Raw genomic sequence first — 15520 nt, 5'->3', positions numbered from 1 at the left:
ATGCGGCAGGTGTCGCGCCTCCCGGGGTCCGCCGGGGTCCGCCCCCGGAAAGGGGAGGTGCGCGAGTGATGGCCACCGCGACGGAGCCGCAGGCGGCCGCGGCCGCACCCGCACGCGGCGGGGTGACGCCGCATCCGAAGTCCAGCCCGGGGCGGTTCGGCCCGTTCCGATTGCAACAGCTCATACTTCTCCAGGTCGCCGCGGCGGGACTGCTGGTGGCCTGGGTGGTCGAACCGATGCTGCTGGTTCCCGCCGGCGTACTGGCCCTGGTCCTGGTGCTCCTGGCGGTCGTACGCAGGCACCAGCGCTCCCTGCCCGAGTGGATCGGGGGCGCGCTGGCGCTGCGGAACCGGCGTCGCCGGGCCGCTTCCGCCACCGTGCCGGCGGGTACCGAACCGGGGTTGGCCCCGCTGGTCGAGGCCGATCCGGCGCTGCGGACGCTGACGTTCAGCGACCGGGACCGGCGGCCGGTCGGGATGATCGGCGACGGGACCTTCCTGACCGCGCTCGTCCAGGTGGACATGGACGCCACCGCGCTGCGGCCCGACCGGGCGGCGCGGCCGCTGCCGCTGGCCCTCGTACGGGACGTCCTCGAAGTGGACGGGATCCGGCTGGAGTCGGCGCAGCTGGTGCAGCACACCCAGCCGGCGCCGGCGCCGCATCTGCCGGCCCAGTCGATGGCCACCCGCAACTACGCGCCGCTGCAGGCCCGGACGGGCAGTCCGGCGGTGCGGCTGACGTGGGTGGCGCTGAAGCTCGACCCCGAGCTGTGCCCGGAGGCCGTCACCGCGCGCGGCGGCGGGCTCGGGGGCGCGCAGCGCTGTGTGGTGCGGGCGGCGGACCAGTTGGCGAGCCGGCTGGCGGGGGCCGGGTTCAAGGCCACCGTGCTGACGGAGCAGGAGCTGACGGCCGCGCTGGCGACGTCCTCGTGCGCGAACCCGATGGCGATCACCCAGGCGGGACGCTCGGCGAGCACCGGCAGGCGTACGGAGGAGACCCCGCGGACGTGGCGGTGCGACGACCGGCGGCACACCACGTACTGGATAAGCCGCTGGCCGCAGTTGGGCGGCGCGGGGGCGGCGCTGCCGCAGTTCGTGGCGCTGCTGACCTCGCTGCCCGCGCTGGCGACGAACTTCAGCCTGACGATGGCACCGGCGGAGCGCGGCGGCGTCACGATGACCGGGTACGTGCGGGTCACCGGGCGCAGTGACGAGGAGCTGGTCGCGGCCCGCCGGGAACTGGAGCGGACGGCGCGGGGTGTGAAGACCGGGCTGGTGCGGCTCGACCGTGAACAGGTGCCGGGGCTGCTGGCCTCGCTGCCGCTGGGAGGTGCGCGATGAGGGTCGGTTACGGGCTGTTGGGGCCGCGGCGGGAGCGGCACGTGGTCCCCGCGGCGGACCTGGACGCGCTGGCGCTGCCCCTCGGCGACGACGGGGTCGTCATCGGCGTGGACGCGGAGGGCCGGCCCGCGGTGCTCGGCATCAACCGGCCGACGCCGTACGAGGTGACGCTCATCGGCGGTCTGTGGACGGCCCAGGTCCTGGCGCTGCGCGCGGCGGCCACGGGTGCGCGGGTCGCGGTGGAGACCGGGCGCGGGCAGGTGTGGTCCGGACTGGCGCAGGCGGCGGGTGGCGGGCAGCCGTGCGTGACGCTGCACGAGGTGGGCCGGGTGCCGCCGCAGGGCGCGTCCGCCGGCAGCCCGGTGCTGGTGGTCCGCGACTGCGGGATGCGGCCGCCGCGCGGCCGCGTGGTGGCGGGGCCCTGGCAGTCGGTGCTGACGCTGCTGCCGTATCTGAGCCCGACGGCGCCGCGGCTGCTGCAGAACTCGTCACTGGTGGGTGTGCAGCGGGTGTCCCCGGACGAGGCGGAGCAGATCGGGCGGCTGATGAACCTGCCCCGGCCGGCGGTGGATTCGCTACCGACGCTGGGCGACGGGGTGACGCTGTGGTGCACCCCGCGTGACCGGCAGTTCGTGATGACCCAGGGCACGGAAGCGGAAACGGGCCTGCTGGGCCCGTCCCGTCGCATCGACTGACACGCGCCCGCCGGGCCATTGCCTGGCCGTTGCCTGGCCGTCCCCTGCCGGTGCCTGCCGTTCCCTGCCGGGCGGGGCCGGGTGCGGGCCGGGCCGGGTGCGGGTGCGGGCCGGGCCGGGTGCGGGTGCGGGCCGGGCCGCGGGACAACTCCAGCCTCGCCGGGCCGGGTACGGGGGTGTTCGGTTGCCCGGGGGCCTGGGTGACCTGTAGGCAGGAGATTGGCCTCATGGGGGGCGGGCCGGCGCGGCCCCATGCGGTGGGGTCGGCCACCGGGGGCGAACTCCGGTGGCCGGGCACGATTAGGCTGAGCGTGGGCGCGGTGTCGAGGGGCGCCGGACCAGTGTTCGACAGACCAGGAGGACCAGTGAGCGGCGATCGGAACGAGAGGCGCGGCGGGACGTGGGACGTCCCGACGGACGATCAGTCCGACGCGGAGCCCGAGGTGACGGGCGAGTTCACCATCGACTACACCCCGCCGGCCTGGTACACGCAGCCCACGGGGGCTCCTGCCCCGACCACGCCGGTCCCGGGTCTTCCCGCGGGCAGCGGCTTCGAGCCGCACCGCCCGGCGGACCTGGCCTCGCCGCCCGCGCCGCGCAGCCCGGCCGACGCCGGGGGCGCACCGTCTGCCGCGTTCACGGCCCAGCCCGCGACGCCGTTCGATGGGGCGCCCGCAACTCCCACGGAGTCCCCAGCCCCGGCGCCCGCCCCCTTCGGCGCCCCCGCCCGGACGGAAACGCCGTTCACCGCGCCCGCCGCGGCCGACCGGCCGGCTGCTCCGTCGCCGTACGAGGCACCCGCCCCGGCCGCCCCCTTCGGCGGCCCCGCCCCGACGGACGAGACCCCGGCTCCGACGCCGTTCACGGCACCAACTCCGGCTGGCCCCTTCGGGGGACCCGCCCCGACCGACGAGACACCTGCCCCGGCGCCGTACTCGGCTCCCGCTCCGGCGGCCCCCTTCGGCGGCCCCGCCCCGGCCGACGAGGCTCCCACTCCAACGTCGTACTCGACACCCACCCCGGCCGCCCCCTTCGGGGGACCCGCCCCGACCGACGAGACACCTGCCCCGGCGCCGTTCACGGCACCGACTCCGGCGGCCCCGTTCGGGGGACCCGCCCCGACCGACGAGGCACCCGCTCCGGCGCCGTTCGTGGCGCCCGCTGGGCCCGACCAGCCGGCTGCCCCGGCGCCGTACGCGGCTCCCGCGTCAGCTGCCCCGGCCGACCAGTCGGCTGCTCCGGCTGGCCCCTTCGGGGGGCCGAGCTCCGCCGAAGCCCCGGTGAGCGATGCGCCGGCTCCCCTTGGAGGTCCCGCCCCGGCGGACGAGGCTCCGGTCGCGCCCGCCGCCGAGGCTCCCGTGGTGGAGAACCCGTACGGGGGACCCGCGTCCGTCGGGCCCTACGCCACCCCGGCGCCCGCGCCCGGTACGGAACTGCCCCCGCTGCCGCCGCAGTTCGCGTCGTCGGGGCCGCAGGACGGCTACGGGTTCCCGCCCCCCGCGCCGAACCAGCCACAGCCGCAGGCCCAGCCGCCGCACGGCTACGGATTCCCGGCCCCCGCCCCGGCACAGCAGCAGCCGCAGCAGCCGCAACCGCAACCGCAGTACGACTCCCGTGCCAACGCACAGTGGCCCGCCCAGCAGCCGCAGCCGCAGCCGCAGCCGCACCAGTACGACCCCCACTACCCGGCCGGCCAGGCCACCGGTGGGGCTCCCCTCGGCTACACGGCCGCCGTCGAACTGTCCTCCGACCGCCTGCTGCGCGGCAAGCAGAAGGCCAAGCCCCAGCGCTCCGGCTTCCGCTTCGGCGGCAAGGCCGCCGAGGCCGAGCGCCTGCGCAAGCTGGAGCAGATCCGTACCCCGGTCATGTCCTGCTACCGCATCGCCGTCATCAGCCTCAAGGGCGGCGTCGGCAAGACCACGACCACCACCGCCCTCGGCGCCACCCTCGCCTCCGAGCGCCAGGACAAGATCCTGGCCATCGACGCGAACCCCGACGCCGGAACCCTCGGCCGCCGCGTCCGCCGCGAGACCGGCGCGACGATCCGGGACCTCGTCCAGGCGATCCCGTACCTGAACTCGTACATGGACATCCGCCGGTTCACCTCCCAGGCGCCCTCCGGCCTGGAGATCATCGCGAACGACGTGGACCCGGCCGTCTCGACGACCTTCAACGACGAGGACTACCGCCGCGTCATCGAGACGCTCGGCCGCCAGTACCCGATCATCCTCACCGACTCGGGCACCGGCCTCCTCTACTCGGCCATGCGCGGCGTCCTGGACCTGGCCGATCAGCTGATCATCATCTCGACGCCCTCCGTGGACGGGGCGAGCAGCGCGAGCACCACGCTCGACTGGCTTTCGGCGCACGGGTATTCCGACCTCGTCTCCCGCTCCCTCACCGTCATCTCGGGGGTCCGCGAGACGAGCAAGATGATCAAGATCGAAGACATCGTGCAGCACTTCGAGACCCGCTGCCGAGGTGTGGTCGTCGTCCCGTTCGACGAGCACCTCGCGACCGGCGCCGAGGTCGATCTCGACCTGATGCGGCCCAAGACGCGCGAGGCGTACTTCAACCTCTCCGCCCTCGTGGCCGAGGACTTCCTCCGCGCGCAGCAGCAAGCTCCCCAGGGCCACTGGGGCGCGCCCCAGCAGCAACCCCAGCCTTCCCAGCCGCAGCCCCAGCCGCAGCAACACCAGCCTCCGTACGGCGCACCCCAGGGCCAACCCCCGTACCAGCAGCCCCCGCAGCAGCCCCAGCCGTACGCGCAGCCCTACCCGCAGCCCGGCCAGCCCTGGCCGTCGCAGGCACAACCGCCCCAGGCACAACCGCCGCAGACCGGCCAGCCGCCGCGCGACCCCCGCCTCGGCTGAGGCGGGGCCGCCGAAGACGGCAACGCGAAGGGCCCGTACCGCCCCTGGAACCCAAGAGGACGGTACGGGCCCTTACCCGTGACCCGTGTGTGACCTGTGTGCCTCAGCGGCGCTGCGCGTCGTACGCCTCCGTCAGCGCGCGCGCCCGCTTCACGTCGTCCGCGATCGCCTGCAGCAGCCCGTCCAGCGACTCGAACTTCGCCATCCCCCGCACGTACGCGAGGAAGTCGACGCTCACGTGCTTGCCGTACAGGTCCAGCCCGACCCGGTCGATCGCGTACGCCTCCACGGTCCGGTCCGTGGCGTCGAACTGCAGGTTCGTCCCCACCGAGATCGCCGCCGGCATCCGCTCGCCGTCCGCCGTCAGCCAGCCCGCGTACACCCCGTCCGCCGGGATCGCGGTGTGCGGCCGCGTCTCGACGTTCGCCGTCGGGAAGCCGAGCTCGCGCCCGCGCTGCGCACCGCGCACCACGACGCCCTCGACCCGGTGCGGCCGCCCGAGGATCTCGGCCGCGCCCTCCATGTCGCCCTCGGCGACCAGCTTGCGCGCCAGCGTCGAGGAGAACGGCACCCCGCCGCCCGCCTCGCCCCGCTCGACGAGGTCCACGACGTCCACCTCGTAGTCGTACGTGCCGCCCAGCTCGCGCAGGAAGTCGACGTTCCCGGCGGCGCGGTGGCCGAAGCGGAAGTTCGGTCCCTCGATGACCGCGCGCGCGTGCAGCTTGTCGACGAGGACCTTCACGATGAAGTCGGCCGGGGACAGCTGCGAGAACTCCGCCGTGAACGGCAGGATCAGCAGCGCGTCCACGCCCAGCCCGGCCATCAGCTCGGCCCGCCGGTCGTAGGAGGCCAGGATCGGCGGGTGGCTGCCGGGGCGCACGACCTCACTCGGGTGCGGGTCGAAGGTGACGACGACCGAGGGGACGCCGAGCTCACGGGCGCGTGCCACGGCGCGTCCGATGATCAGCTGATGTCCCCGGTGCACGCCGTCGTAGGAGCCGATGGTGACGACGCTGCGTCCCCAGTCCTGGGGGATGTCCTCCAAGCCACGCCAGCGCTGCACTGTGACCGCTCCTCGCCCGAACCCGTGTAGTCCCTGTACTGATTGCACGTCTAAGACTGCCATGCCGGTGCGCGGTGCCCCGCATCGGCGTCGGGCTGCGGACCGCTCCATGTCAGCTCCGGCCCAGGTCGGGCCCGGGTCACGGGGCAGCCTGCGGCCGCGCTGCGGCTCAGGTCACATCCCAGGCGGCCCTGCTGAGGGTCTCCACCGTCCGCCGGGCGCTCGGTCCGAGCAGCGCCGCCGCCTCCGCGCCCGCCTCCGCCAGCCAACGGGCGGCCAGCGCGCCGAAGGCCGGGTCGGCCCGGGCCAGCTCCACCGTCCGCCGCTCGAAGACCGCCGGACCGCCCGGGACCCGCAGCAGCTGCCGGCCGGTGCGGCGCAGCAGCTCGCGGGTACGGTCCTCCGGACGCCCGGCGGCCCCGGAGGCGACGGCCTCCAGGAACGCGCCCAGCACCTCCGGGTCGTTCTCCTCCCGCAGCAGTACCTCGGCCAGCTCGCCCCGCAGCGCCCGCGAGGACTCCCCGCCGGGCAGGGCCAGTACGGCGGCCAGCGCGGCCCGTACGGGCGCCGGGCCGGAGCGGAGCAGGTCCAGGACGAGCGGGCGCAGCACGGGTCCCGCCGCCAGGCCGTGTTCGAGGCGCCGGTCCACGAAGACGGCGGCGTGCGGGGCGTCCTCGGGACACCGCGCGAGGTGATCCCGTACGAGGTCACCCGCGCGGCGGGCGAGCCCGGGCGTGCTCAGCGCGGCCAGGGCGCGGAGCACCTCCCCGTCGGCCCGGGCCCGCAGGGCGCCGAACACCGCGTCCGGATCGGGCAGTACGGGCAGGGCCGCGACCAGCGCCGTCGCGGGCAGGCGGGCGCCGCGCTCGGGGTCTCGGAAGCAGGCGAGGGCGTCGGGAAGGTACCGGGCGCGGACCTGGGGATCGCGGAGCAGCATGCCGAGGGCGCTGCCGTGCAGGGTGGTGTCGGCGGGACGGGCGAGCAGCGCCCGGGCGGCGTGGCGGAGCAGCTCCCGGTCGGCGGGGGTGCGTACGTGCGGGGCGGTGGCCAGCCCGTACGCGGCGGCCGCGACCCGCCGCCCGGGCCGCTCGTCGTGGGCCCAGCGGTCCACGGCCCGGCACAGCGCGGAGGGCTCCTCCTCGGCGAGTACGGCGAGCAGTTCGTCGGCACGGGGGTGCGCGGCGCTGACGAGGGCCTCGGTGAGGTCGTCCACGGCGAGGTGGCGGTGGGTGTGCAGCAGGGCCTGGGCGGCGGTCGCGACGGTGGCCCCGGGGCGGCCGCTCAGCCGGCGCTCGTCGGTGAACCAGGCGCAGAGCAGGCGCTGCACGAACCGGGGGTCGCGGGCGAGGCGGCGGGCGGCGGCGTCGAGGTAGCGGTGGTCCGAGGGCAACAGGCGGCGCAGGAGGTCGAGGCGGTCCGGCTCGGGGAGCCGGAGGCGGTTCCAGAACCAGCCGCCGAAGGTGTCGTCCGCGTGGGCGGACCGGGCCACGTGTTCGGCGAGGGCGTGCAGGACGGGGAGGTGGGGCACGGCGTCGGCGGCGCGCAGCAGGGTCTCGCGGAGCAGCCGGGAGGCCCACCAGACCCGGTCGGGGTGGACGTTTCCCGCCTCGGCCTCGGCGGACGCCCCCGCGGGCGCCTCTGCGGAGGCCTCTGCGAAGGCGGTCAGGGCGCCGACCAGGCGCATCAGCTGGGTCCGGACCTCGGCCGGGGGCATCCGGCGCAGGGCCTCCAGGACGGGGCCGATGCGGTGCCGGGGGACGGGGAGGCCGGGTGCGGCGGGGCGGTGGACGAGATGTCCGAGGGCGGCGTGGACGTCGAGGTGGCCGGCCTGGAGCCAGTCGGACAGCTCCTCGTGGGCGAAGCGGTAGCCGGGCCCGGCGGGCACGAGCAGCCCCTCGGTGAGCACGGCGGAGGCCCAGCCGGTGCGCCAGGGGAACAGCTCCTCGAAGGAGGCCCGGTCGAGCTCCCCCTGGCCGGGGCCGAGGCAGCGTCGCGCGGCCTCGTGCACCCGCCCGGCGACCCGCGCCGCCAGCCGCCGCACGCCGGGGCCGTGCGCGGGCGCGGTGGCCGAGGCCGCGATACGGACGGCGACGCGGAGCGCGAGCAGGTCCAGGTGGGCGCCGAACACCTCGTCACGGCCGGGGCGGCCGGCGGTGACCTCGGCGGCACGGATACCGGCGAGCAGGCGCAGGGTGAGCGGGTGCCGGGCGTCGGCCTCCCGGACGGCGTCGGCGGGGATCCCGAGGCGGGCCCGGGCGAGCTCGGCCTCGGCCGGGGTCATGTCGCCGATGTGGAGCGCGGGGGGCATCCGCCGGGCGGGCCGGTCGGGGGTGTGCAGTGCCTCGGGCGGGTACAGGGCGCCGGCCCGCTCCCAGTGTTCGGGCCGGGCTCCGACGACGAGCCGGGCCCCGGTTCCGCGCAGCCACGCGGCGGTGGCCCCGGTCCACGGCGCGAGCCGGTGCGCGAGCTCCGGCGGCATCTCCTCCGGAGCGTCCAGCACCACCAGCAACGCCCGCCCGGCCCCAGCGGCAAGCCCCGCCACCCGCCCGACCAACCCCTCTCCACCACCTCCGTCCCCCTCCCCCAAAACCCCGCCGCCCCCTCCACCGACACCCGGGACGCCCGCCCCGGGCTCCGATCCCTCAGCCCAGCCGGCCGCAGCCTCTCGGGACGGCCCGGCGGCCCACCCGGCACCGGCGCCGGACTCCGGGCCCGCAGGCCACCCGGCGCGGGCACCGGAGGGGCCCGGCTCGCCCCCGGGCCGGGCGGTCCGGTCGCCCGACGGCCCGGGGGTGGCGGCGTGGCGTTGCGTGCCGGGTTCGGTGTCGGGCCCGGCGGGGGATTCCGGGTGCGGCGGCCCGGCCAGGGCAGCGGTGGGTGTTGCCACGATGCGCGCCGCCGACTCCAGGGCCCGGGCCGCCGCGTCGGCCAGCGACGCGTCCCCCGCCCGCAGGTCCGCCCCCCGCAGCCACAACGTGGGCGCCGGGGACGCCCCCCGCGCCCGCCCGGCGGCGAGGGCGGCCAGTGCCGTCGTGCGGCCGGTCCCGGGCTCCCCGACCAGGCCGAGAACGAGCCGGTCCCCGGCGGTGAAGGCGGCCAGCTCGGCGGCGATCGCCGGCCGCTCGACGGGTTCGGGCAGCTCCGGGGTCAGGGCCGCGCCCAGCGTGGTCCCGGTCAGTTCCAGCGCGCCCGCCAGGTTCAGTTCCTCCCCGTACCCGGGGACACTGGCGGCGTTCCGCTCCAGCAGCGCCGCGAGGGCGCCTGCGGGATCGGCTGCGGCGGCCGCGCGCAACGGTACGGCCAGGCCACCGGAGCGGCGCTCCGCGTGCAGAGCGGTGCCGCCCAGTACCGCGAGCACCGCTCCGGTCGCGGCGTCCAGCACCGGCCCGCCGCACGCCTCGCCGCCCAGCCGGAGCGCATCCCGCCCGTCGGTGCCGATCGCCAGCTCCACCACCGCCGGCAGCGCATGCGATCGCTCCGTCGCGGTGTACGTGGCCTCCGCCCGAGCCGACAGCACCCGCGCCTGTCGCCATCCCCGCGCGGGCAGTCGTACGTAGGTCCCCGGAGTGATCACCTCGCGCAGGGCCACCGGCAACGGCGGCACCCCGAGCCCGTCGCTCCGCACCAGCGCGAGCGCGAGTCCGGGCAGCGGGGTCACGTCCTCCGCCTCCGCCAGCCAGGTCCGCTCCCCCGGACCGTGCAGCACCACCCGGGTCAGTCCGTCGACGGCCTCATGGCTGGTGACCACCGTCCCGCGGTCGTCGGCGACGAATCCGCTGCCGCGCGGCCGCCCGGCAAGATCACAGATCCTCACGAGCTCCGCCATTGCCGCACCACTCCCCCGCCACGCCCCGTACTCATGACGGTAGGCAGAGGAAGATCAGCAAGTAAGCACGCGAGGCGAAAGCGCCCCCTTACGCTCCCTCCATTCACTCCGAGCGCCTGCTCGGACGGGTGAATATGAGGCTCCGGGTGGATAGAGACCTACCCGAGGGGGGTCGTGGAGCGGTGAGCAGCAGGCCATGTGCGCTCACCGCTCCACGTCGACAAGCACACGGAACGCTCAGACGAAGACCGCGAGGGACTTCGCCTTGCCGCCCTTGCTCTCCACGAGCCCGAGCAACTGCCCCTCCGGCCCGAAGGCCGCGACCGTCTTTCCGGCCTCGTACTCGTCCGGCATCTCGATCCGCACACCGTTGGCGAGCAGCGAGGCCCGCCGGGCGTCCAGGTCCCAGCGCGGGAACGCCGCGGCCGCCGCCTCGCCGATCGGCATGACGGTCAGCTCCTCCTGGAGCTGGTCCAGCGTCCGCGCCCGGTCGAGCTTGTACGGCCCGACCCGGGTGCGCCGCAGCGCCGTCAGGTGCCCGCCGACGCCGAGGTCGGCGCCGAGGTCACGCGCCAGGGCGCGGATGTACGTACCGCTGGAGCAGACGACGGAGACGACGAGGTCGATGACCTTGGTGCCGTCCTCGGCCTCCGCGTCCCGCATGTCGTACACGCGGAACGACGAGATGGTCACCGGCCGGGCCGGGATCTCGAAGTCCTCGCCGTCGCGGGCGCGCTTGTAGGAGCGCACGCCCTTGATCTTGATGGCGCTGACCTTGGACGGGACCTGCATGATCTCGCCGGACAGCGCCGCGATGCCCTTGTCCACGGCCTCGCGGGTGACCCCGGAGGCGTCCGCGGAAGAGGTGATCTCCCCCTCGGCGTCGTCGGTCAGGGTGTTCTGCCCGAGACGGATCGTCCCGAGGTACTCCTTCTCCGTCAGCGCCAGGTGGCCGAGGAGCTTGGTCGCCTTCTCGACGCCGAGCACCAGGACACCCGTGGCCATCGGGTCGAGCGTGCCGGCGTGGCCGACGCGGCGGGTCCTGGCGATCCCGCGCATCTTGGCGACCACGTCGTGCGAAGTGAAACCGGACGGCTTGTCGACGATGACAAGGCCGTCCGGCGTCTTCCCTGCGTTGCTGCTCATTCCGCCGCTGCGTCCTCGTCGTCGTCCTCGCCCGGCTTCTTGTACGGGTCGGCGTCGCCGGCGTACTTCGCGCCGGAGGAGACCTCCCGCACCTGGGCGTCGGAGGCGCGCGCCTTGTCGAGGAGGTCCTCGATGGTCTTCGCGTTCTCCGGGAGGGCGTCCGCGACGAAGGTCAGGGTGGGCGTGAACTTGGTTCCCGCCGCCCGGCCGACCGCGGAGCGCAGTACGCCCTTGGCGCTCTCCAGGCCCGCCGCCGCACTGGCGCGGTCCTCGTCGTCGCCGTAGACCGTGTAGAAGACCGTGGCCTCCCGCAGGTCGCCGGTGACCCGGGTGTCCGTGATCGTCACGTGCGTACCGAGCCGCGGGTCCTTGACACCACGCTGCAGCTTCTCGGCCACCACCTCCCGGATGAGGTCCGCCAGCTTCTTAGCCCGCGCATTGTCGGCCACTGGTCCGTCTCCTTCTTATGTCTTGCTATCAGTCTTCATCACCGTGCAGCCGCCGTCGTACCGACAGCAGCTCCACTTCCGGACGTGCCGCGACCAGCCGCTCGCAGCGGTCCAGTACGTCCGAGAGGAACCCCGTGTCCCCACTCACCAGGGCGACCCCTATACGGGCCCTGCGGTGCAGGTCCTGGTCGCCCACTTCAGCCGCGCTCACGGAGAACTTGCGCTGGAGCTCGGCCACGATGGGCCGGACGACGGAGCGTTTCTCCTTCAGCGAGTGGACGTCGCCGAGGAGCAGATCGAAGGACAGAGTCCCCACGTACATGCAGTTCCGGATATCCCGCCGGTGCGGGTTCGGTGGCCTGCCACGCCATCGCCTGGCAGGGTCACCAGAACCGTACACGCAACGGCCGGGGCCGATCGACGGATATTCCGCCGACCGGCCCCGGTACTACGAGTTACGACACGGTGCGAACCGCCTCGCGCTTACGCGCGGGGCTTCTCGCGCATCTCGTACGTCGCGATGACGTCGTCGACCTTGATGTCGTTGTAGCTGCCGAGGTTGATACCACCCTCGAAGCCTTCACGGATCTCGGTGACGTCGTCCTTGAAGCGGCGCAGACCGGAGATGGTGAGGTTCTCCGCGATGACCTTGCCATCGCGGATGAGCCGCGCCTTGGTGTTGCGCTTGACCTCGCCGGACCGGATGAGGACACCGGCGATGTTGCCCAGCTTGGACGAGCGGAAGACCTCGCGGACCTCCGCCGTACCGAGCTCGACCTCTTCGTACTCCGGCTTGAGGAGACCCTTCAGGGCCGCCTCGATCTCCTCGATGGCCTGGTAGATCACCGAGTAGTAGCGAACGTCGACGCCCTCGCGGTCCGCCATCTGCGCGGCACGGCCGGCCGCACGGACGTTGTAACCGATGACGATGGCGTCGGAGCCCATCGCCAGCGAGATGTCGGACTCGGTGACCGCACCCACACCACGGTGCAGGACGCGGATGTCGACCTCTTCACCGACGTCGAGCTGGAGCAGCGAGGACTCGAGAGCCTCGACCGCACCGGACGCGTCGCCCTTGATGATGAGGTTGAGTTCCTGGACCAGACCGGCCTTGAGGACCGAGTCGAGGTCTTCCAGGGACACCCGGCGGACACGCTTGGCGAAGTTGGCGTTGCGCTCACGCGCAGCACGCTTCTCGGCGATCTGACGGGCGGTGCGGTCCTCGTCGACGACGAGGAAGTTGTCGCCGGCGCCGGGGACGTTGGTGAGACCCAGGACCAGGACGGGGGTCGACGGACCCGCTTCCTCGACGTTGTTGCCCTTGTCGTCGAGCATGGCGCGCACGCGGCCGTAGGCATCGCCCACGACCATCGTGTCGCCGACGCGGAGGGTACCGCGCTGGACGAGGACGGTGGCAACGGCACCGCGGCCGCGGTCGAGGTGGGACTCGATCGCAATACCCTGAGCGTCCTGCTCCGGGTTGGCGCGGAGGTCGAGCGAGGCGTCGGCGGTGAGGACGACGGCCTCGAGCAGGGAGTCGATGTGCAGACCCTGCTTGGCGGAGATGTCGACGAACATCGTGTCGCCGCCGTACTCCTCGGCGACCAGACCGAACTCGGTGAGCTGACCGCGCACCTTGACCGGGTCGGCACCCTCGACGTCGATCTTGTTGACCGCGACGACGATCGGGACGCCGGCGGCCTTGGCGTGGTTGAGCGCCTCGATCGTCTGCGGCATGACGCCGTCGTTGGCCGCGACCACGAGGATCGCGATGTCGGTCGACTTGGCACCACGGGCACGCATGGCGGTGAACGCCTCGTGACCCGGGGTGTCGATGAAGGTGATGCGACGCTCTTCGGCGTTGACCTCGGTGGAGACCTGGTACGCACCGATGTGCTGCGTGATGCCACCGGCCTCGCCCGCGACGACGTTCGTCTTGCGGATGGCGTCGAGCAGTCGGGTCTTACCGTGGTCGACGTGACCCATGACGGTCACGACCGGCGGACGCGGCATGAGGTATTCCTCGCCGCCCTCGTCCTCGCCGAACTCGATGTCGAAGCCCTCGAGGAGCTCGCGGTCCTCTTCCTCCGGGCTGACGATCTGGACGACGTAGTTCATCTCGCCGGCCAGCATTTCGAGCGTCTCGTCGGAGACGGACTGCGTGGCAGTGACCATCTCGCCGAGGTTCATCATCACGGCGACGAGCGACGCCGGGTTGGCGTTGATCTTCTCCGCGAAGTCGGTGAGGGAGGCACCGCGCGACAGGCGAACGGTCTCGCCCTGGCCGCGAGGCAGCATCACGCCGCCGACGGACGGGGCCTGCATGGCCTCGTACTCCTGGCGCCTCTGACGCTTGGACTTGCGACCACGACGGGCCGGACCGCCGGGACGGCCGAAGGCACCCTGCGTGCCACCACGGGCACCGGGACCACCGGGACGCCCACCGAAGCCGGGACGACCGCCGCCACCGGCACCGGCCGGACCGCCGCCGAAGCCGCCGCCACCGGGACGCGGGCCGCCGAAGCCGCCACCGCCGCCGGGACGCGAGCCCGGACCGGCCGGACGACCGGCGAAGCCGCCGCCCGCGGGACGACCGGCACCGCCGGGACGACCTGCGCCGCCACCCGCACCGGGACCACGGCCACCGGGGCCGCCACCGGGACGGGGACCGGGACCACCGGCAGCGGGACGCTGCGGCATCATGCCCGGGTTCGGACGGTTACCACCGGGAGCACCACCCGGACGCGGGGCGCCGCCCTGCGGACGGGGCATGCCGCCCGGGGTCGGACGACCAGCACCGGCACCCTGAGGCCGCCCAGAGGCACCGGGGTGTGCGCCGCCGGGACCGCCCTGCGGGCGAGGGGCACCACCCTGGCCGCCGCCGGCGCCGGGGGCACCGGGACGGGGAGCGCCGGCCGGACGGGGCGCCTGCGGGCGCGCCATACCGGTGGAGCCACCAGAGGTGAACGGGTTGTTGCCCGGACGGGGACCGGCCGGACGGGCGCCCTGCGGACGCGGCGCCTGGGCGCCGGGGGCACCGGCGGGGCGCTGCCCCTGCGGGGCGGTGCCGGCCGGACGCGGGGCGCCGGGACGGGCACCGGCCTGGCCACCCTGGGCCGCCGGACGCTGCTGCGCCGGACGGGGACCGGGGGCCGCGGCGGGACGCTCGGTACGCGCCGGAGCGGCCGGGGCCGCCGGAGGCGCGGAGAACTCGGTCGCCACGGGAGCCGCCGGAGCGGGCTTCGGGGCGGCCGGAGCCTTGGGACCGGGACGCGGGCCGGAGGCGGCCGGGGTCACCGGGGCGCTGACGGCCGGAGCCTCGGCAGCGGCGGGCTTGGGGGCCACCGGTGCGCCGGGCTTCGGGGCAGCAGGACGGGCCGCGGCGGCCGGGGAGGGCGCCGCGGGCTTGGCGGGCGCGGCCTTGCGGGGCGCGCCGGGCTTAGCAGCGGACTTGCCGGCGGTGCCGGGCCCCTGCAGTGCGTCAGTCAACTTGCGTACAACCGGCGCCTCGATCGTCGAGGACGCCGAACGGACGAATTCACCGAGTTCTTGGAGCTTGGCCATGACGACCTTGCTCTCGACTCCGAACTCCTTGGCGAGTTCGTATACCCGGACCTTAGCCACTTCGCTCCTTTTAGGTCCGGGTTACGCCGGACCGTCGCTACTTCATGGGCGTACTCATCGCGTACTCATCGAGTGCTCATCGCAATCTCGACCTACTTCCAACTCGCGAGGTACCTGACCGCACGGGGGTATCCGTGCCGTACTACTTCTTACGGTGTCGCCCCGGCCTCACCGGCCAGGGCTTTGCGCAGTTCCGTCGTATCGAGCGCTCCGGCGGACCGAAGGGCCCGGGGGAACGCTCTGCGGCGGACCGCCTGGTCGAGGCAGACCACGGCAGGGTGCACGTAGGCACCCCGGCCGGGCAGCGTACCGCGTGGATCGGGGACGCATTCGCCCTCGATCGCCACGGTGCGCAGCAGATCGCTCTTGGCCGCTCGCTCCCGACACCCCACACAGGTGCGTTCGGGGCATGCGCGGGCTTGCGTCCGGCCAGACACGCCTAAGTCTACCTCCCCGTACCGACCTCACCCCTTCGGGCGAAAAATCGAACGGACGTTGTCGTGA

10 protein-coding genes are annotated in these 15520 nt (G+C 74.3%); 3 read left to right on the top strand and 7 right to left on the bottom strand.

Features of this window, described 5'->3' with window-relative positions; translation table 11 throughout:
* Positions 1–68 precede the first annotated feature (68 nt).
* The 3 genes from eccE to MTF65_RS22020 all read left to right on the top strand — a co-directional run bounded on the left by eccE (position 69) and on the right by MTF65_RS22020 (position 4908).
* Positions 69–1340: a type VII secretion protein EccE gene (gene eccE, locus MTF65_RS22030; RefSeq protein ID WP_243630614.1), complete on the top strand. Its 1272-nt coding sequence runs from the start codon at positions 69–71 to the stop codon at positions 1338–1340.
* Complete coding sequence (locus tag MTF65_RS22025; protein WP_243630613.1) at positions 1337–2035, top strand: hypothetical protein; 699 nt, start codon at positions 1337–1339, stop codon at positions 2033–2035. The genes eccE and MTF65_RS22025 overlap by 4 nt, the downstream gene beginning before the upstream one ends.
* Positions 2036–2400: 365 nt before the next feature.
* A complete protein-coding gene (locus MTF65_RS22020; RefSeq protein ID WP_243630612.1) occupies positions 2401–4908 on the top strand; it encodes an SCO5717 family growth-regulating ATPase in 2508 nt (835 codons plus the stop codon).
* A 103-nt stretch (positions 4909–5011) separates the two neighbouring features.
* Here MTF65_RS22020 and MTF65_RS22015 read toward each other — a convergent pair whose 3' ends face one another.
* The 7 genes from MTF65_RS22015 to MTF65_RS21985 form a co-directional block, all read right to left on the bottom strand.
* A complete protein-coding gene (locus tag MTF65_RS22015; RefSeq protein WP_243630611.1) occupies positions 5012–5971 on the bottom strand; it encodes a bifunctional riboflavin kinase/FAD synthetase in 960 nt (319 codons plus the stop codon).
* Positions 5972–6140: 169 nt separating this feature from the next.
* The gene (locus MTF65_RS22010; protein ID WP_243630610.1) at positions 6141–9797 is read right to left on the bottom strand and encodes a serine protease; all 3657 of its coding nucleotides are present in this window, start codon (positions 9795–9797) and stop codon (positions 6141–6143) included.
* Between the two features lie 237 nt (positions 9798–10034).
* Positions 10035–10943, bottom strand: coding sequence for a tRNA pseudouridine(55) synthase TruB (truB, locus tag MTF65_RS22005; protein ID WP_243630609.1), 909 nt, complete (start codon positions 10941–10943; stop codon positions 10035–10037).
* Entirely contained in the window at positions 10940–11392 is a 453-nt protein-coding gene (gene rbfA / locus MTF65_RS22000; protein ID WP_243630608.1) for a 30S ribosome-binding factor RbfA, read from the bottom strand. The genes truB and rbfA overlap by 4 nt, the downstream gene beginning before the upstream one ends.
* A gap of 28 nt (positions 11393–11420) precedes the next feature.
* Positions 11421–11714 carry a DUF503 domain-containing protein gene (locus tag MTF65_RS21995; protein WP_030161467.1) on the bottom strand — a complete coding sequence of 98 codons (294 nt, stop codon included), beginning with the start codon at positions 11712–11714 and terminating at the stop codon, positions 11421–11423.
* 161 nt (positions 11715–11875) lie between these two features.
* On the bottom strand, positions 11876–15016 hold the full coding sequence (gene infB, locus MTF65_RS21990) for a translation initiation factor IF-2 (protein WP_243630607.1): 3141 nt from the start codon (positions 15014–15016) through the stop codon (positions 11876–11878).
* Positions 15017–15165: 149 nt separating this feature from the next.
* Positions 15166–15453, bottom strand: a complete 288-nt coding sequence (locus MTF65_RS21985; protein WP_243630606.1) for a YlxR family protein — start codon at positions 15451–15453, stop codon at positions 15166–15168.
* Positions 15454–15520 lie beyond the last annotated feature (67 nt).

This window comes from Streptomyces sp. APSN-46.1 (genome assembly GCF_022815725.1).
Lineage (GTDB): Bacteria > Actinomycetota > Actinomycetes > Streptomycetales > Streptomycetaceae > Streptomyces.
This window is presented reverse-complemented; position numbering and strand designations above follow the sequence as displayed.

Coding starts and splice junctions, on each gene's coding strand:
- MTF65_RS21995 (WP_030161467.1), bottom strand. CDS start 11,714: ATGTACGTGGGGACTCTGTCCTTCGATCTGCTCCTCGGCGACGTCCAC.
- truB (WP_243630609.1), bottom strand. CDS start 10,943: ATGAGCAGCAACGCAGGGAAGACGCCGGACGGCCTTGTCATCGTCGAC.
- eccE (WP_243630614.1), top strand. CDS start 69: ATGGCCACCGCGACGGAGCCGCAGGCGGCCGCGGCCGCACCCGCACGC.
- MTF65_RS22025 (WP_243630613.1), top strand. CDS start 1,337: ATGAGGGTCGGTTACGGGCTGTTGGGGCCGCGGCGGGAGCGGCACGTG.
- MTF65_RS22010 (WP_243630610.1), bottom strand. CDS start 9,797: ATGGCGGAGCTCGTGAGGATCTGTGATCTTGCCGGGCGGCCGCGCGGC.